We start from the raw sequence: 18,535 nt of genomic DNA, 5'->3' as shown, positions 1-18,535 counted from the left end.
CCCCTCCATCCGGGCCAGTCCCGGGACCGGTCAACCATGTCCGGTAAAACTTCGGCCGCCATCAGCGGGTGCCAATGACGTCACCCACTGATGGCGGCCGGATAATTTTAAGGCCCTATCCCAAGCCAACCGCCTTACCGAACAGGCTGAAGCCAACAAACGCCACGATATCGAGCAAGGCGTGGGCAATCACCAACGGCATCACCCGCTTGGTTTTGGTGTAGATCCACGCGAACACCAGCCCCATGACCACATTGCCGATGAACGGCCCGAAGCCCTGGTACAGGTGGTAGCTGCCCCGCAGGACGGCACTGACAACGATGGCTACCGGCATGCTCCAGCCGAACTTGCCGAAGCGGTCCATGAGGTAACCCACCACGATCACTTCTTCGACGACTGCGTGCCGGATGGCCGAGAGGACCAGCACCGGCACGGTCCACCAGTAGGCGTCCAGCCCGCTGGGCACGATGGCCGTGGTGATTCCGAGGGCCCGCCCGGCCGCGTAAAGACCCAGCGATGGAATACCGATAGCCGCCGCCAGTCCCAAACCCTGAAGCAGGTCTTTCCCGGGGCGGGCAAAATTGAAGCCAAGCCGGGCGAAGGCCGAACCGCTCTCACCATCCCGGTTCGCCTGGATATGCATGGACAGGAAATAGAACACCAGGGCCACCGGCACCAGGGCGAAGATGATGTCCAGCAGTTGGTACGTAAGGTCGAAGTACTCCCGGGTGCTTTGGGACCTGTTCAGGGTTGAGGTGGCGTCGGCCAACGGTGCCCGCGTCATCTTGTCCAGTAATTGCACCACGGAGTAGACGGCCGACTGGCCCAGGGAAAGGCCCAGCACAATAAGTACTTCGGCGCGCAGTCGGCGGCGGGAAGCAAGGAACATGTACCTATCTTGCCCGCAGTTCCTGCCACTTTGCCGGGAACCACGCACCTATGCTTGGTGGGATGGGCGCCCCAGCGAGAATCTTCATGATCCGGCACGGACAGTCGGCCGCGAATGCCGACACGACCATCTACAACCGTGTGCCGGATTATCGGATCCCCCTGACTGAGATGGGGGTGGAGCAGGCCCGGATTGCCGGCGAAGCACTTCGCCGGAAACTCGATGGCGAGCAGGTCTGCGTCTACGTATCGCCGTATTTGCGGGCCTACCAAACCCTGGAAGCGATGAAACTTGGACCTCTGATCGAGCGCGTGATCGAGGAACCCCGGCTGCGGGAACAGGACTGGGCCAACTTCCAAATTGCCGGGGAAATCGAAGATCAAAAGGAGCTGCGCAACCTGTACGGCCATTTCTTCTACCGGTTCCGCGAGGGTGAGTCCGGCTCTGACGTGTACGACCGCGTGTCATCGTTCATGGAGACGCTCTACCGCCACTGGCAAAAGCCCAGCTATGCCCCGAACGCACTCCTGGTGACGCACGGACTGACCATGCGCCTGTTTTGCATGCGCTGGTTCCACTGGACAGTTGAGTACTTCGAGTCGCTCAACAACCCGGACAACGCCGAGCTGCGCACACTGATCAAGAACGACGACGGGCAGTACAGTTTGGATTTGCCGTTCAGCCAGTGGGTGCCCAGGGATGTTGACGACTCAGTGCTTCACGCACCGAAGATGCGGTTCTAGCAGGTACCCTAGCTGGCGGCCGCGACGATGACTTCGGTGCCCTTGGCTTCGAAGGCGGCTTTGTCCTCGGCGCTGATGCCGGAATCGGTGATGAGGTGCCTGAAGTCGTAGCCGGCCATGGCGGCGAAGGAACGGCGGCCTACCTTGGAAGAGTCCGCCACAACATAGGATTCAGTGGCCCGGCGTGCCATCACCGTGTTGACCATGGCTTCGCCTTCGTCGGTGATGGTGGGGCCGAGGTCCGGGTCCACGCCGTTGACGCCAATGAACGCGATGTCCAAAGCAACTTTCTGCATGATGACATCGGTGTAGGGGCCCACGAGTTCGTAGGAGCGCGGGTTCAGGATGCCGCCGGTGACCATGATCTTGATGTTGGGACGCACTGCCAGCTGCGAGGCAATGTTGATGGCATTGGTCACCACGGTCAGGGTGGGCGTGTGGGACGGAGCGTTGAGGTCCTCACGGGTGGAAAGGAGCTGAGCCAACGCTGTGTTGGTGGTTCCACCGCTGAGCCCAATCACAGCACCGGGCCGGATCAAGGCAGACGCTGCCAGGGCGATTTCCTGTTTGGCCACAGCGTGATCGTCACGGTTGTACCGGCCCGGAAGGTCGTAGGCCACTGATCCAGTGGTGGCGCCACCCCGGGTCCGGCTGAGCAACCGCTGCTTGGCGAGGCTATCCAGGTCTCGTCGTGCCGTGGCTGGTGACACGCCAAGACGCGTCACGATGTCCTCGACTTCCACATGGCCGGACTCGGCCAGGAGATCGAGGATGGCGGTCAGCCGATCGGTGCGGGTCATGACGAGCCTTTCGCGGGTTCCTGCTATTTCGCTTTGGCGAACAGCGTCAGCATACGTGCGGACTCCAGCACCAGGGCTTCCCGGCCGGCCTTGATGTACTTCCGGGAATCTACCACTGCAGGGTTGGCATCGAGGTACTCACGGACGGCGCGGGTGAAGAACCCGTTCAAATGTGTGGATACGTTGATTTTAGTCATACCCGCGCCGATAGCGGCTACGAGTACCTCGTCTGTGACGCCTGAGGAGCCGTGAAGGACCAGCGGTTTTCCGACGGCGGACTTCAGCCGTGTGATCAAGTGCAGGTCCAGAGCGGCGCTGCGCTCGGTCATGGCGTGGGAGGAACCCACAGCCACAGCCAGCGCGTCCACTCCTGTTGCCTCAACGAATGCCTTGGCCTCAGCGGGGTCCGTCCGGACGCCCGGGGCGTGGGCGCCGTCCTTGCCTCCCACCTTTCCCAGTTCGGCCTCCACATAGACACCACGCTCGTGGGCGTACTTGGCTACGCGCTGGGTGACTTCGACGTTCCATTCGTAGGGAAGATGCGCGCCGTCGTACATGACCGAACCGAAACCGAGATCCACTGCGGCGAGCGCCAGGTCTTCGGACTCGGCGTGGTCCAGGTGAAGCGAAACGGGCACAGCGGCCGAACGGGCGATCGCCAGTGCGGCTGAGGCGATGGGCTCGAGCCCGCCATGGTATTTGGCGCAGTTCTCGGAGATCTGCAGAATCAGCGGAACACCGGCCGCTTCGGCTCCAGCCACCAGCCCTTCGGCCGTTTCGATGTGGATGATGTTGAACGCGCCTTGGCCCGTGCCGGAGGCGGCGGCCCTGTCCATGAGTTCCCGCGTGTTGACCAGGGTCACCGGGTCTCCTTCCATGTCACGATCAGTTGGTCTTGAAGTTCCTGGTACCGCGGCGAGATTTCGCCCGCCGCGGGCATGAGTACGGCCGCGGCCGACCAGGCGGTGGCACGGCGAAGTATTTCGCGGGGTTCGGTAATGCCTTCGGCGAGCGCGACGGCGGCAGCCGCCACACCGGCGTCGCCCGCTCCTGTGGGGTTGCCGCTGAGCGCCTCGGGCAAGCGGGCGCTCCAGTAACCGCCGGGGGCTGCGTGGTCGAAGGCGAGCATCCCGTCCGCACCTGCACTGACGAGCACGGTGCGGGCACCCATGTCGATCAGTGAAAGGGCCGCCGCTTCAAGGCTGGACTCCCCGGTGGCCTCTGCGAGTTCGTGGTGGTTGGGCTTGAGGACGTCGGCTCCAGCTTTTGCTGCCGCGATGATTCCGGGACCGGAAGTGTCGATGATGGCGGGGATGCCGGCGTCGTGGGCCAACCGGACCAGTTCCGGATAGAAGTCCGCGGGGGCGCCAGGGGGCAGGCTTCCGGAACCGACCAGGACGGAGGCCGGCAGGTTGCGGTTTCCGCTCACGGCCTCAACCACCGCAATCCGGAGCGATCGCCAGTCATCCGGCAGCAGGGCTTGGCCCTCCTCATTGAAGATGGACGTCTCCCCCGCGATGGTATCGACGAGTGCGATGCTGCGGCGGGTCTCGGCGGCGACCCCCACCAGGGCGTGCGGCACTCCACTCGTCCAGAGTTCAGCAGCGAGGGTTTGGCCCGCCGCCCCACCCGTGGGTGCAATGGCAAGGACGGGGTAGCCGAGCTGGTGCGTAACGCGGGCTACATTGATCCCTTTGCCGCCCGCCCGGCTCAAGGGCGTGGGGACGCGGTGGCTGGCGCCCTCGGTGATCCCCTGCACGGTGTAGGTCATGTCAATGGCCGGGTTGGGCGTGACGGTAATGATGCGGTTCACAGCAGCGCGTTTCACTGGGTGCCTCCCAAGAGTGCCCTGGCATTCAAGGCCGCACCGAGCAAGCCTGCATCTTGACCCAGCTCAGCACGGATGAGTTGGGGACGCCGCTGGAAATCGAGGATCTGGTCCACCCGGACGCGGAGGGGCTCCAGGAGTTCATCCCCGGCTTCAGCCAGGCCTCCGCCGATAACCACTGCCTCGGTACCGATGATGTTGACGCACTGGCAGATGGTGAAAGCGAGGGCATCCACGGCATCAGCCCAGATACGGGCTGCCAGTTCGTCGCCCGAATTTGCCCTGAGCAGGACGCCACGGGCGCCATTCACCCTGTTCCCCGACGCCCGGTGGTAGCGCTTCGCGATGGCCCCGGCGGAACCTACGGCTTCCAGGATGGTGGAGTTGGCGGTTCCGGCGGCGGCATCAGGGTCCGGCACCTGGGCATGGCCGAGCTCGCCGGCGAAACCGCCCGCTGTGACAGCCTTCCCACCTGAGAACACGGCCGCTGCGATTCCAGTTCCCACCACCATCACCACGACGTCGTTGAACTCTTTCGAGCCACCAATGCTGTGTTCCACCGCAGCAGCGGAGCGGACATCGTGATCGAACGCCACCGGGATTCCCAGGCGCTTCTCGGCCTCGGCAGTGAACGGGAAATCACGCCATCCCAGGTTGGCGGAGTAGACGCCAACTCCGGCAGCAGAGTCCACGATGCCCGGAACGATGATGCCGGCGGCGCGGGCCGGTGAGCCCGGGAACTCGGACGCCAACTCCGCAGCAAGCTCGGCGAGCCGGTCGAGGACCGCCTCGCCCGGCCTCGCCGAATCCAACGGCGTGGGGACCCGGCGCATGCCCAGAACGGTCCCCCGGGCATCCACCAGACCAGCTTTGATGTCCGTCCCGCCAACGTCGAATGAAAGGACAGGTGATTCTGCGGCTCCGAGAACCATGATCGGGTGCCTAGGCGGAGGCGTCGAGAATGACGGAACGCGTCAGGTTGCGGGGCAGGTCCGGATTCAGTCCGCGGACGCGCGCACGCTCCAGGGTTACCTTGTGGACCCGCGCCAGTTCAGCCAGCGGATGCTTGTCCGTGTGGATGTAGAGGGCGCCGGTGACTGCCATGTCGTTGTCCAAGCCTTCAGGCTGGGTTCCGAACAACCAGGTGACGCGGCCAGGTGCAGCAATGGAAATGGGACCGTGGCGGTACTCCATCGCGGGGTAGGACTCGGTCCAGCCTTGGACGGCCTCGCGCATTTTCAGGCCGGCCTCGTGAGCCAGGCCCACCGTCCAGCCGGTGCCCAGGAAAGTGAATTGTTCGGCGTCCAGCAGTTCCTGGGAGACCGGAGCGCTGACGGCGTCCCGGGCGTCCTCGATTGCTTGCTGCACATCGATTCCGAGACTGGTCAGCATGTAGACCAATGCCGTGGTGGCGAAGCGGGTCTGCACCACGGAACGCTCATCCGCGTAGGGCAGTCCAATCACGGCGTCTGCCAACGGGACGATCGGCGAGGAGGTGTCGCCGATGATCGCCACCGTGGGGACGATCCCCTGAAGCTCAGCCAGGATCTCAAGAACCTCAGTGGTGGTTCCTGACCGCGTAATGGCCACAACGGCGTCGTACTGGCGATCGGCACTGTTGTTGTTCAGGAAAGCCTCGGACGCCGCGAACGCGTCCGTGACGCCCTTACCCGCGGATTCGCGGGCTGCAGCGTAGCTCTGCGCCATGAACCAGGACGTCCCGCAGCCGATGACGGCGATGCGCTTGCCATCGGCGGGAAGCAGTTGCTCGGAACGTGCTTGCTCGACGGCGCGCTGCCAGACTTCGGGCTGGGAGGCCAGCTCTTCGTCCATGAAGGCACCCAGTGTGTTCTCGCTCATCGTTTGTTTCGCTCCCGCTCAGCTTAATGACGTTTTCTGATCTATAGAAACACTAAACGATCATTTTCGATCTCACAAGGATCATCCGCATGCGAAGACCGCTCATTAACTGCGGGTGGCTGAGCTGGTCGCATAACCATGGAAAGCGTGTGCCGACATGTGCTTTTAAGTTAAGTGACTGTTAACTCTTGTCAACTTCTGTCCCATGCAGCAGTCTTAGACGGGTCCGCAAGAACATGATTGTTACTAGCTCGGAAAAATCAAGAAGGAGCATAATGCCCGGCTTGTCCTCCCCCAGACGCCTCGCCTCACTAAGTTTGGCCTGCGTCGTCGCCTCATCCTCGCTGGGTCTGCTGGCTATTCAACCCGCCACCGCAGCCCCATCCACCCAACCCGCGGAGATCGTCAGCGCCGCCGATTCAACGACCCTCACGTCCGGCCAACTCAGGGTGGATGTGGCCACCACGTTCCCGCAGGTCCTCGGGTATACCCATACAGCTTCCAAAGCCCGCCTCGACGGCACCACAACGCGGCTCAACACCATCACCATCAACGGCGTGGAGTACACGGTCACCGGAACGTCCACCGCTTCCGGAAAGGACGCGAGGGACTACGTCCTGACCGTGCCCGAATTCGGCAACACCGTGATCAAAGCCCGGCTCTCAGTGAAAAAGAACGTGGTCTCGTTTAATGTCACGGAGATCAAGGACTCCACCGAGCACCAGGTGAAGACGCTTCAACTCCCCCGGCTGAACCTGGTGACCGTGGGCTCCACCCAGCCCGGAGCCCAGATATCCACCGCCAACCTTTCCGTGGACCGGAGTGTTACGGGCGACGAATTCACGCCGATCACCGCGTCCACTCCCCTGGATGCCGCTGCCAAGAGCTCCGCCTACGCACTGGCCAACACCGGGACCTTGGGTGCCGCAGTTGAATCCAACGCCCTGTATGACACGTCCTCCGGGCCGGGCGCGAAGGACCGCGGCCGCTTCTGGCGCCAAGCCGTCAGCGACGGTGCAGGCGGAGTCACCATGGGTCTCGCCAGCGGTCAGTGGCTGTATCGCACTGAGGGCTCCGACGCCACCGAGGAACTTCCATGGACCCGCGTCGCCATCACCCCTGACGCGAATGCCGACGGCGGCGTGGACTGGCAGGATGCGGCGATCGCCATGAGGTCCATCCAGGTCAGCGCCAACAAGGGCGAACAGACACCGGACAACGTGATCACCCACATCCCGTTCAACTTTGCCTCCCTGGCAACCCACCCGTTCCTGCGCACCCTGGACGACGTCAAACGCATCTCCCTGGCCACAGACGGCCTGGGTCAGGTGGCCATGCTCAAGGGCTACACCAGCGAGGGCCACGACTCGGCGAACACGGACTATGGCAACAACTTCAACACCCGGGCCGGTGGCCTCGAGGACCTCAACAAGCTGGTCAAGGAAGGCAAAGACTGGAACGCCAGTTTCGGCGTCCACATCAATGCCACCGAGATCTACCCTGAAGCCAAGTCCTTCAGCGAGGACCTGCTGCGCGCCGACAAAGGCCTGGGCTGGAATTGGCTGGACCAGTCCTACTACATGAACCAGCGCGAGGACATCAACTCGGGCAAGCTCGCCCAGCGCATCAAGGAACTGCGCGAAGCCACGGACAAGAACCTGGACTTCGTCTACGTGGACGTTTACTACGAATTCGGCTGGCTGGCCGAGCGGCTGCAACAGGAACTCGTCAAGAACGGCTTCCGGGTCGGCTCGGAATGGGCGGACCACCTTTCCCGGAACAACACCTGGTCCCACTGGGCCAACGACGAAAAGTACGGTGGATCCACCAACAAGGGCATCAACTCCCAGATCCTGCGCTTCATCAACAACACCCAGTCGGACGTCTGGAACCCCGATCCCAAGCTTGGCGTGAGCCACATTGTGGAGTTCGAAGGCTGGACTGGCCAGAACGACTTCAACGCCTTCAGCGAGAACGTCTGGACGGCCAACGTGCCCGCCAAGTTCCTGCAGCACCACCAGATCACCAAGTGGACGGCCGACCGCATCGACCTCGCCGATGGCTTGGCCGTCACCGGAAACACCGCCGAGGAACGCAACATCACGGTGGGTGGAACCTCCGTACTGCAGGGTGGAACGTACCTGCTGCCGTGGTCCTCCAAGGAGAACGGCAAGGCCGACAAGCTCTACCACTACAACCCGGCCGGGGGTGCCAGCACGTGGACCCTCACCAAGGAGTTCGCCACGTCCGGCCCGCTTGAACTGTTCAAGCTGACCGACAACGGCCGCGTCAAGGTGGCCGATGTGCCTGTGGTCAACGGGCAGGTCACCGTCACGGCCGACGCCAAGCAGCCGTATGTCCTTGCCCCGAAGAACAACAAGGCCGATCTGCCCAAGAAGGCCGACTTCGGTAAAGGCACTGCGTTCAACGATCCCGGCTTCAACGGTGCCGATCTCTCCCCGTGGACCCCCACAGGCAACGTCACCCAGGTCCGCGACGACAAAGGCCGCCGCTACGCTCAGATGGGGGCAACGCCGTCGTCGATCAGCCAGGAAGTAAAGCTGGACGCCGGAACCCAATCCGTCAGTGCCTGGGTGGAAATCCAACCCGGCAAGACCCGTCCCACCACGCTCTCCGTCACCATCAACGGCAAGACCGAAAGCGTCACCATCGATTCGTCCAACGCCGAAAACTACGTGGCAGGCGACGAAAAGCATGGCACGGCTTTCCAGCGCGTACGGGTGCTGGTGGACGTGCCACGGAACAACACCAAGGCCACCGTTTCCGTCCAAGCGGCCGACGGCGATGCCACCGTGCGCGTCGATGACTTCCGGGCGGTCAAGACCAGCCGGGTGGCAACCACCGGCGTGTTGAGCGAGGACTTCGAGGACGTGGACCAGGGCTGGGGACCGTTCGTGAAAGGCGACGCCGGCGGCTCCACGGACCCGCGCACGCACATCACCGAGCGCAACGAACCCTTCACCCAAAAGGGCTGGGATGCCAACGTGATCGACGAAGTGCTGGACGGCACCTGGTCGCTGATCGCCCACGATGAAAACCTCGCCCCCAACGGTGGATCGGGCATGGTCTACCGCACCACCGAGGCGACCGTACCGTTCCAGGCGGGCCACAAGTACAAGGTGTCCTTCGACTACCAGAACTCCAAGGCCGGGCAATACGCCTGGGTTTCCGGTTATGACTCGCAGGCAGGTCCCGCAGTGACGGGCAGCCAAGCCATCGATGCGAAAACCACCACCGCCCGTTTTGAGCAGATCCTCGATACCGGCTTCTGCGGAGACTACTTTGTGGGGCTGCAGCGAACCGGCAGCTCGAATGGTTCGGACTTCACCCTGGACAACTTCCTGGTGGAGGACCTCGGCGCCTCGGGCGCCGTCCCGGCCTGCGCCCAACTCTCGGCTGCGCTTCAAGGCGACGTGGTCCAGCAGGGCAAAGCGCAGGACTTCGTCACCACGTTCGTCTCGGACGAACCGGCGGCCATCAGCGGCCTCGCCGTTGCGCTCGAACTTCCCGAGGGCTGGACGGCAACCCCTTCCACGCCTGCAACGGCCGCGACCCTGCCGGCCGGGGGCACCCTGACCACCACGTGGAAGATCACCGCGCCCGCTTCGGCCGATGGCGACTACCCCATCACTGCCTCGGCCAAATACACCACCACAACAGAGCCTGCAGGCGGTCGCACCATCAGCACGACGTCCACCGTCCGGACGCTGCCCAAACCACCGCAGGCCACCGTGTTCGCCAGCGACCACCCCTGGGTCAGCGCCACGAACGGCTGGGGGCCCGTTGAGAAGGACCAGTCCAACGGCGGGACGGGAACGGGCGACGGCACACCCCTCACCCTGAACGGCACGGTCTATGCCAAGGGTTTGGGTGCCCACGCCAACGGCAATGTCCGCTACTACCTCGGCGGCTACTGCACTGCCTTTACGGCAACGGTAGGTATTGACGACGCCCAGCCGACGCGGGGCAGCGTGAAGTTCTCCGTTGTGGCAGATGGCGCCACCAAGGTCACCACCCCTGTCCTGGGCGCCACCAGCGCTCCCCTGCCGCTGACCGTGGACGTCACCGGAGCACAGTACGTGGAGCTGGTGGCCAACGACGCCGGCGACTCCAACGGCAACGACCACGCGGACTGGGCCGACGCCAAGTTCACCTGTTCCTCGACGTCGCAGGAGCCGCCGGCGCCCGTCCTGACGGGCACTGTGTTCGCCTCCGACCTGCCGTGGATCGGCAGCACCAACGGTTGGGGACCTGCGGAACGCGGCCGTGCCAACGGTGAGCAGAACGCCGGTGACGGACCCGCGTTACGGCTTGACGGCGTCGTCTATCCGAAGGGCATCGGCGTCCACGCCGACTCGAAGATCAGCATCGCAACGGAAGCCAAGTGCAACGCCTTCACCGCCGTGGTGGGAGTGGACGACGCCAAGCTGAACAAGGGCCTGCACGGATCCGTGGTCTTTATCGTCAAGGGCGATGGGCGCGAACTGCTGAGGACTCCCGTTCTCAGTGCCGATTCGGCAGCACTTCCCCTCAACGTGGACATCACAGGTGTCCAGAACGTCGAGCTGATCGCCGACAAGAACGGTGACGACGCCGGCGACGACTGGGGTGATTGGGCCGACGCGAAGTTCAGCTGCGCGTAAGCCCAACGCGGGGTCACTTATAGCCCATCCGTAACCTCGGAAGGGGCCATAAGTGACCCCGCGTTGCTTTAATCAGACGGCCCGAGCGCCCGCCCGCCATACCGAGTGTGTCAGCGGGATCCCGGGACGGTAGGCCAGGTGGGTGGCCGACGGCGCCTTCAGCATGTGCAGGTCTGCGCGATGCCCGACGGCGAGCGAACCCACCGCCCTTTCGCCGTCGGCGTCGTTCCCGGACTCCCTGCCCAACGCCAAGGCGCCGCCGTACGTTGCTGCGCGGACGGCCTCATGGACGCTCAGGTGCATCTGGAGGACGGCCGTGGTCACGCAGAAGGCCATGGAGCTGGTGTACGAGGTGCCAGGGTTGCAGTTGGCCGCCAGCGCTACCTGCACGCCGGCGTCGAGCAATTCACGGCCAGGCGCGAGGGGCTGGCGAGTGGAGAGGTCACAGGCGGGAAGGCAGGTTGCCACGGTTCCCCTTGTGCCGGCGCCCGTTGCCGGGTCCCAGCCCGCCCAGGTTCCTGCGAGCGAGGCGATGTCCTTGTCCGAGAGATAGTTGACGTGGTCCACGCTGGCGGCCGCGAACTCGACGGCCAATGCTACCCCGGGCCCCTCGCCCAGTTGGTTTCCATGGACCCGCAGGCCGAGCCCGGCGTTGCGGGCCGCCGTCAGGACGCGACGCGACTGGTCTTCCGTGAAGGCGCCCCGCTCGCAGAAGACGTCGGCCCAGCGGACGTACGGCAGGACGGCGTCGAGCATTGGGCCGCAGACCAGGTCCGTGTATTCCTCCGGATCGGAGCCTTTCGGGACCAAGTGCGCGCCGAGGTAGGTGACCTCGTCCACTTCGGCCGCGGCGATGCGGGCGCTGCGGGCCTCATTCGCGACGTCGAGGCCGTAGCCGGTTTTGCTCTCCAGGTATGTGGTTCCTTGCGAGACCGCTTCAGCCACGCGGTCCCGCACGAGGCGGGTTAGTTCGTCGTCGCTGACGCTGCGTGTGGCTCCCGTGGTGACTGCGATTCCGCCGGCGCTGTAGCTTTCGCCGGCCATGCGGGCCTCGAACTCGGCCGTGCGGTCGCCGGCGAAAACGAGGTGCGAGTGCGAATCAACCCAACCGGGCAGGACGGCACGGCCCTCCGCGTCGATTCTCGCGTCAGCGGCAGGGGCGTCCTTGGCGGGGCCGATCCAGGCGATGCGCTCACCTTCGATCACGATCGCCGCGTCCCTGAGGACTCGATGCTCCAGGTCCTGGGTCATCAACTCGCCGATGTTGGTGATGACAATGGTGGTGCCGCTGTTCCCGTTCGTGATTCCGCTCATGACCCTATTGTTCAGCGCCGGATGGACCAGCGTATTGCCGCGAGCTGCTCCGCTGTCCGGGATTCCGGACTGTCTGCCGCGACGTGGTCGAGGATCAGGGAGGCCGCAAGTTCGGCGATGGCCGAGGACGTCTGGAACCCGTAGCCACCCTGTCCGGCCAACCAGAAGAAGCCGGGCGCTTCGGCGTCGAATCCCACCACGGGGATGCCGTCCGCGGCTTCGGTCCGCAGGCCTGTCCACGCACGGTCCACGGAGCGGATGCCCAGCGACGTTACACCGTTGAGTTTGCTGATCAGCGCCTCAACGTCACCTGGGTAAGGCTTGGCGTCCTCGGCTCCGCTGGGCACCGTTTCCGACGGCGAGATCAGTACCTGGTTGCCCTCGGCGCGGAAATAGAACGTGTCGTCTGCAGCACAGACCATGGGTGTTTCAGGCGTCAACGGGTTCTCCACGTTCACGATCGCTGCGGTCCGGCGGTAAGGCTGGAGTCCGAGCTTTTCCACGCCGCTGATAACGGCCAACTCATCCGCCCACGCACCGGCAGCGTTGACAACGACGCCGGACTGGAAGCCTTCTGTTCCCGCGCCCACCTGCCAGCCACTCCCCAGCCGCTGGGCCGAATGGACCTTGGCGCCGGTGATGATATCCACGCCCGCAGCTTCGGCGGTCCGGCGGTGTTCCTCGAGCAACAGCGGGGCGTTGCAGCCGAAGGAGCCGTTATCCAGCCCTGCGGCGGTGAAGGAATCTGGATTCAGCGCAGGGCAGAGCTGCATGGCCTCTTGGTGGGTGATGGGGTGCATATTGCCGCTGGCTTCGGCGCGAACAGTCTCCTGGTCCCCCACCAGCATGAACCCGCGAGGCGTCAGGATCGGCTCCGCCGCCTGGGCATCCCTCTCCGCCAACATCTCCAGTGTCCGGATGGTCAGCTCCTGGACCACCGCTGGGCCGTAGCTGGGGATGAGTTGCCGCGCGGAACGCGACGAAGTGTGGAAGGCCAGGGACTGCTCAGCCTCAACAAGCGCAACAGTGCACTTACCCGCCAGAGCCGCCGCCAACGACAGTCCCCCGATGCCGCCGCCAACGATTACCACGTCATAATTCGAAGCCATGGCTCCATCCTGTCAGACCGACGCGGCCGCGGCGACAGGCCTCCAACCCTTGCCACCCACCGACCATCTCTCACCTAACAGCCCCTAAACCCAAATGCTCTCTCACTTGCTCCAAGGGAGTGAGAGAGCATCAGGCGGGAACCCACCGGAGGTGAGAGGGGGTCAGGCGACCGCGGCGCGACTCCTGACGAACGCCTGAACGCACGCTTCGACGTCGTCCGCGCTGTGGGCTGCGGAAAGCTGCACGCGGATGCGGGCCACGCCCTTCGGGACCACCGGGAAGCTGAAAGCGGTGACGAAAACGCCGTTGTTGAGCATCTCGTCGGCAACCTTCGCGGCAACCACGGCATCACCGAACATGACCGGGATGATGGCGTGTTCGCCGTCGAGGAGCTCGAAGCCTTCCTCGCTCATCCGGCGACGGAACAGCGCTGCGTTCTCGAACAGGCGGGTACGGAGTTCGCCGGATTCCTGGACCAGCTCGATTGCCTTGATGGTGGCCGCAACGATGGCCGGGGCGAGCGAGTTGGAGAACAGGTAGGGGCGGGCCTTCTGGCGAAGCATCGCAACGATCTCGCCGCGACCGGAAACGTAGCCGCCCGATGCGCCGCCGAGGGCCTTGCCGAAGGTCCCCGTGTAGATGTCCACGCGCTCGGAAACACCGGCGTGCTCGGGCGTGCCGGCACCTGTGGGTCCCATGAATCCAACGGCGTGGGAGTCGTCCACCATCACCAAAGCGTCGTGTTTCTCGGCGAGGTCGCAGATGGCCTCGAGCGGCGCGAGGTAGCCGTCCATGGAGAACACGCCGTCCGTGACGATGATCTTCCGGCGGGAGCCTTCTGCTTCAACCAGCTTGGCCTCGAGGTCTGCCATGTCCTGGTTGGCGTAGCGGAAGCGCTTGGCCTTGCTCAGGCGGATGCCGTCAATGATGGACGCGTGGTTCAGGGAGTCCGAGATGATGGCGTCTTCGGGGCCGAAGAGGGACTCGAACACGCCGCCGTTGGCGTCGAAGCAGCTGGAGAACAGGATGGTGTCCTCGGTGCCCAGGAACGCGGAGACACGGGTCTCCAGTTCCAGATGCAGGTCCTGGGTTCCGCAGATGAAGCGAACGGACGCCATGCCGAAGCCGCGCTCGTCCATGGCGGACTTTGCTGCGGCGATGATGTCCGGGTGGTCGGCCAGGCCAAGGTAGTTGTTGGCGCAGAAGTTCAGGACCTTGTTGGCGGGCTGGCCGAGCTGGCCGGCGGCGATGTGGCTGGCCTGCGGGGAGTCGATGTGCCGTTCGGTCTTGAAGAGACCGGCGCTGCGGATCTCGTCGAGTTCGCCCTGCAGTTGGTCTTTGATGGCTGAATACATGGGTGCTCCTAGGTTTTGGGGGTATCCGGTTGCAGTCAGGTCTTACAGTTCGGTCCAGTCGAGGACCACTTTGCCGCCTGTACCGTTGCGGGCGATTTCGAAGCCCTTTTCCCAATCCTTTGCGGACAGCTTGTCGGTGACGACGGCGGAGATGCTGCGGTGCAGCACGGGGTTGGAGGACAGCATGGCGCTCATGGCGTACCAGGTTTCGAACATCTCGCGGCCGTAGATGCCCTTGAGCGTGAGCATGTGGGTCACGACTTTGCCCCAGTCGATGTCGATGGACTGGCTGGGAAGGCCGAGCATGGCGATGCGGCCGCCGTGGTTCATGTTGTCGATCATCTCAGGGAGTGCCGTGGGGTGTCCGGACATTTCCAAACCGATGTCGAAGCCTTCGCGCATGCCCAGTTCCTGCTGTGCCTCGCGAACGCGCATTTTGGAGACGTCCACGGCAAGGTCCACACCCATCTGGCGGGCAAGTTCCAGCCGCGGCGCGGAGACGTCAGTGATGGCGATCTTGCGGGCACCGGCGTGGCGGGCGACGGCGATTGCCATAAGTCCGATGGGGCCGGCACCTGTAATGAGCACGTCTTCGCCGACCAGCGGGAAGCTCAGTGCGGTGTGGACGGCGTTGCCGAAGGGATCGAAGATAGCGCCGAGTTCCGGCGTGACGGATTCATCATGGTGGACCCAGACGTTGGTTTCGGGGATGACGACGTACTCGGCAAAGGCGCCATCGCGCTGCACGCCGACGGAGACCGTGTGGATGCACATCTGGCGGCGACCGGCGCGGCAGTTACGGCAGATGCCGCAGACTACGTGGCCTTCGCCGGAGACCCGGTCCCCCACCTTGACGTCGCGGACGTCCTCGCCGATTTCCACTACTTCGCCGTAGAACTCGTGGCCTGCGATGAGTGGCGTTTCGATGATGCCCTGAGCCCAGGCATCCCAGCTTTGGATGTGGAGGTCGGTACCGCAGATGCCGGTGGTCATCACACGGATCTTCACGTCGCTGGGGCCCGCTTCGGGCTCGGGACGGTCGACGAGTTCGAACCCTGCGTGCGGTCCGGATTTGTAGAGAGCCTTCATGGAATTCCTCACTGCTGGGGCTGCTTCGCTGCTGCTGAGTCCATTGAATCCCCGCCGACGATTTAGCACAACTAGATTCTTCTCAATCAACGATTTAGTATTTGCTAATGGAAATTCACCAGCTGCAGATGCTCCGGGAACTCGGCGACCTTGGCAGCGTGAAGGCCGTGGCAGAGACACTCATGGTCACACCCTCGGCCGTTTCCCAACAGCTCGCCCTGCTGCAGAAGTCGGTGGACGTCCCGTTGACGCGCAAAGAGGGCAGGGCTTTGGTGCTGACCGACGCAGGCCGCGTGCTCGCCGAGGCCGGTGCCGCCGTCGTGAACGCCATGGCGGATGCACGGGCAGCAATCGGCGCCTACCACGACGCTCCCGATGCGCCGGTGAGTGTGAGCGCATTCCACAGTGCCGGCCAGGCGCTGTTCGCGCCGCTGGCGGCCCTGCTGGCCAGCGGAAAGTCGTCCGACGACGGGAAGTCGCCTCGGCTGCGACTCTCCGATGAGGACGTGGCACAGGAGGATTTCCCGGGGTTGGCTGCCCGGTACGACCTTGTTTTGGCGCACCGGATGGACAACAGCCCGCAGTGGCCTGGAGACAAAGTGGCGGTGATTCCGCTCGCCGACGAGCCACTGGACATCGCGCTCCCCGCGGGCCACGCCCTGGCAGCCCGGCACGAACTGGAGCCGTCCGACGTCGTGGGCGAATCCTGGGTGACCAGCCGCGACGGCTACTCCCCCGCCGATGTGCTGGCCGCCGTCGTTGCCGTGAGCGGGCGGCCGGCAGAGGTGCTGCACCGCATCAACGACTACTCCACTGTCGCTGCGCTGGTCTCGGCGGGCGGAGCGATCGGGCTCCTGCCGCGGTTCACGGCACGCAGGGTCCTGGACGCCGGAGTGGTGTTGCGACCGCTGTCAGGGGTGAATTCGGTGCGCAAGATCGACATCCTGGCCCGGCCGGAGACACTTAAACGGAAATCGGTCATGACGGTTTGCGAGTCACTTCAAACCGTCATGACCGAGCTTATCGAGCTATCCAGCCCCCGCTGACCGCGGACGGTCAGTCGCGGACCAGGGCGGGCTGGCCGGCGTCGAAGTACTCCACCATCTCCTCAGGGAGTTCCGGAACCTCGCGGGCCGAGCCGTCCCCGCGCAGCGATTCGGCTGCGAGGATGCCGGCCACTACTGCCTGGCGCGCGGCGATGGGGCTGGTCTGGGTCTGGCCGCCTACGGAAGCGAACCGCAGGAATTCCTCGATCAGGCGGGGATCCGCGCCGCCGTGGCCGCCTTCCCCGTCCTGGATGGTGATGACCTCGTCAGGCACTGCATAGCCTGACGTCCGACTGGTCCACACGTTGATGGTTTCCCCGGGGCCGTCGCCGAGGTTCTCGATCCGGCCCTTGGTGCCGATCACCGTGTAGTTGCGCCAGTAATCAGGCGTGAAGTGGCACTGCTGGTAAGAGGCCAGGACGCCGTTGTCCAGCACCATGTTCATCATGGAGATATCCTCGACGTCGATCACCTCCGCCAGGTCCTTCTGCTCAGTGGGCGGCCAGTTGTCCATGGAGAACCAATCCCCCATGCGCTTGCCGGCATTGTTGCTGCGGTTGGCTACGTCACCGTAGACAGCAAGATCGCCGACGGCGGCAACCCGCTTGGTGTAGCCACCGGCAAGCCAGTGGATCACATCGATGTCGTGCGCACCTTTTTGGAGCAGCAGCGAGGTGACATTGGCGCGCTGCGCATGCCAGTCCTTGAAGTAGTAGTCACCGCCGTGACCGACGAAGTGGCGGCACCACACGGCCTTGACATCGCCAATTCGGCCTTCCTCGATGAGCTGGCGCATCTGGACGACCACCGGCATGTGCCGCATATTGTGGCCGACGTACAAGCGGGTGCCGGTTTCGTAGGCCGTCGTAAGGATCAAGTCCGCAGCCTCCACAGTGATGTCGAGCGGCTTCTCGCAGAAGGTGGGGATGCCCGCCTTGAGCGTACGGACCGCGACGGCGGCGTGCTGGTTATCGGGGGTCAGGACCAGGACGGCGTCCAGGCCGCTGGCCAGCAGTTCCTCAAGATCGTCCGTGACCCGGGCCGTAGGAATGCGCTCCGCAGCGTCCGCCCGGCCTCGTTCACTGAGGTCGCAAACAATGGTGACCTCGGAGCCCTGGCCCGGCTTATGGGCGTGTTTCCAAAGCCCTGAACGCAGGCCGAAACCTACGATGCCGACCTTCAAATCCTTTTCCATGGTGTGCTTTTTCCTTCTTCTGGTTCCTAGTAAAGTCTGGTTGCGGCGCTGCGGTGCGGCGCCGATTCGCGCACGAACAAGTGCCAGGGAAAGTCGAGGACGCCGGGTTGCTCCGTCGCGGCCGTGCCGGCCGGACCTGTGGCCCGCCTCAAGAGAACCCGGGCGAGTTTGTCGAAGAAATCGACGGGACCCACGGTGCTCAGCGATGGTGACATCCGCTCACCTTCCACGGTGTTGCCCACGCCGATGATGTCCACATCAGTGCCAACGGCCAGGCCCAGGCGCTGGGCGGCATTAATGGCGCTGACAGCCGCGTAATCGGTGGTGGCGTAGATGGCGGTAGGCCGGTCCGGCAGGCTGAGCAGCCGCGTGGCCGCGGCGTAGGCCCCGGCACTGGTGCCATCGAACAAGCCAACGAAATCGTCGCGTTCCGGAATCCCCGCATCCGCCAACGCCTCCGAGTACGCACGGTACCGGGTACCGCCGGAGGTGCCGGCCGCCGTTGCGGGAGTCAAACAAGCTACCCTGCGATGGCCGTGGGGGCCGGGGGCCCCCGGCCCGCCGCCCCCCCCCCCCGCGCGGGGGACGGGGTGCGCGGACCCCCCGCCCGGTTAGTGATGCGGGGCTCCCCCCCCCCGGGGG

General features: G+C 64.3%; 14 protein-coding genes and 1 pseudogene. 3 read left to right on the top strand and 12 right to left on the bottom strand.

Going from position 1 to position 18,535, the window contains the following annotated elements; all coding sequences use genetic code 11:
• Window positions 1-115: 115 nt before the first annotated feature.
• A complete protein-coding gene (locus LN996_RS14305; protein WP_231341034.1) occupies window positions 116-889 on the bottom strand; it encodes a CPBP family intramembrane glutamic endopeptidase in 774 nt (257 codons plus the stop codon).
• A 62-nt stretch (window positions 890-951) separates the two neighbouring features.
• On the opposite strand from LN996_RS14305, the gene LN996_RS14300 reads away from it, so the two are divergent.
• Window positions 952-1,632 carry a histidine phosphatase family protein gene (locus LN996_RS14300; RefSeq protein WP_231341033.1) on the top strand — a complete coding sequence of 227 codons (681 nt, stop codon included), beginning with the start codon at window positions 952-954 and terminating at the stop codon, window positions 1,630-1,632.
• A gap of 8 nt (window positions 1,633-1,640) precedes the next feature.
• Here the strand turns inward: LN996_RS14300 and LN996_RS14295 are convergent, their stop codons facing one another.
• From LN996_RS14295 to LN996_RS14275, 5 genes are read right to left on the bottom strand one after another with little or no spacing between them, the layout of a single operon-like run.
• Window positions 1,641-2,432 carry a DeoR/GlpR family DNA-binding transcription regulator gene (locus LN996_RS14295; RefSeq protein ID WP_231341032.1) on the bottom strand — a complete coding sequence of 264 codons (792 nt, stop codon included), beginning with the start codon at window positions 2,430-2,432 and terminating at the stop codon, window positions 1,641-1,643.
• A 23-nt stretch (window positions 2,433-2,455) separates the two neighbouring features.
• A complete protein-coding gene (locus LN996_RS14290) occupies window positions 2,456-3,310 on the bottom strand; it encodes a class II fructose-bisphosphate aldolase (RefSeq protein WP_231341031.1) in 855 nt (284 codons plus the stop codon).
• The gene (locus tag LN996_RS14285) at window positions 3,292-4,260 is read right to left on the bottom strand and encodes a 1-phosphofructokinase family hexose kinase (RefSeq protein ID WP_231341030.1); all 969 of its coding nucleotides are present in this window, start codon (window positions 4,258-4,260) and stop codon (window positions 3,292-3,294) included. Before LN996_RS14285 ends, LN996_RS14290 begins: the two co-directional genes overlap by 19 nt.
• Window positions 4,257-5,192 (bottom strand): ROK family protein, encoded by a 936-nt coding sequence (locus tag LN996_RS14280; protein ID WP_231341029.1) that lies wholly within the window; start codon window positions 5,190-5,192, stop codon window positions 4,257-4,259. The genes LN996_RS14285 and LN996_RS14280 overlap by 4 nt, the downstream gene beginning before the upstream one ends.
• Window positions 5,193-5,202: 10 nt before the next feature.
• Window positions 5,203-6,120 carry an SIS domain-containing protein gene (locus LN996_RS14275; RefSeq protein WP_231341028.1) on the bottom strand — a complete coding sequence of 306 codons (918 nt, stop codon included), beginning with the start codon at window positions 6,118-6,120 and terminating at the stop codon, window positions 5,203-5,205.
• Between the two features lie 275 nt (window positions 6,121-6,395).
• Here LN996_RS14275 and LN996_RS14270 point away from each other — a divergent pair, with 275 nt between their 5' ends.
• Window positions 6,396-10,784, top strand: a complete 4,389-nt coding sequence (locus tag LN996_RS14270) for an endo-alpha-N-acetylgalactosaminidase family protein (protein WP_231341027.1) — start codon at window positions 6,396-6,398, stop codon at window positions 10,782-10,784.
• Between the two features lie 72 nt (window positions 10,785-10,856).
• On the opposite strand, the gene hutI is transcribed toward LN996_RS14270, so the two are convergent.
• From hutI to tdh, 4 genes are all read right to left on the bottom strand, one after another.
• Window positions 10,857-12,098, bottom strand: a complete 1,242-nt coding sequence (hutI, locus tag LN996_RS14265; RefSeq protein ID WP_269215734.1) for an imidazolonepropionase — start codon at window positions 12,096-12,098, stop codon at window positions 10,857-10,859.
• An 11-nt stretch (window positions 12,099-12,109) separates the two neighbouring features.
• Window positions 12,110-13,207, bottom strand: a complete 1,098-nt coding sequence (locus LN996_RS14260; protein ID WP_231341026.1) for an FAD-binding oxidoreductase — start codon at window positions 13,205-13,207, stop codon at window positions 12,110-12,112.
• Window positions 13,208-13,369: 162 nt separating this feature from the next.
• Complete coding sequence (locus LN996_RS14255) at window positions 13,370-14,563, bottom strand: glycine C-acetyltransferase (RefSeq protein WP_231341025.1); 1,194 nt, start codon at window positions 14,561-14,563, stop codon at window positions 13,370-13,372.
• A 42-nt stretch (window positions 14,564-14,605) separates the two neighbouring features.
• Complete coding sequence (tdh, locus tag LN996_RS14250) at window positions 14,606-15,652, bottom strand: L-threonine 3-dehydrogenase (protein ID WP_231341024.1); 1,047 nt, start codon at window positions 15,650-15,652, stop codon at window positions 14,606-14,608.
• Window positions 15,653-15,759: 107 nt separating this feature from the next.
• Here tdh and LN996_RS14245 point away from each other — a divergent pair, with 107 nt between their 5' ends.
• The gene (locus LN996_RS14245) at window positions 15,760-16,698 is read left to right on the top strand and encodes a LysR family transcriptional regulator (protein ID WP_231341023.1); all 939 of its coding nucleotides are present in this window, start codon (window positions 15,760-15,762) and stop codon (window positions 16,696-16,698) included.
• 10 nt (window positions 16,699-16,708) lie between these two features.
• On the opposite strand, the gene LN996_RS14240 is transcribed toward LN996_RS14245, so the two are convergent.
• Together LN996_RS14240 and LN996_RS14235 are read right to left on the bottom strand one after the other, a co-directional pair.
• Window positions 16,709-17,893: a Gfo/Idh/MocA family protein gene (locus LN996_RS14240; RefSeq protein WP_231341022.1), complete on the bottom strand. Its 1,185-nt coding sequence runs from the start codon at window positions 17,891-17,893 to the stop codon at window positions 16,709-16,711.
• A gap of 26 nt (window positions 17,894-17,919) precedes the next feature.
• Window positions 17,920-18,420, bottom strand: a pseudogene (locus LN996_RS14235) (substrate-binding domain-containing protein); the annotation flags it as partial.
• Between the last annotated feature and the right edge of the window lie 115 nt (window positions 18,421-18,535).

Source organism: Arthrobacter sp. AK01, assembly GCF_021109375.1.
GTDB lineage: Bacteria > Actinomycetota > Actinomycetes > Actinomycetales > Micrococcaceae > Arthrobacter.
The sequence above is the reverse complement of the archived record's forward strand: the minus strand, read 5'-3'. Positions and strand labels throughout refer to the sequence as shown.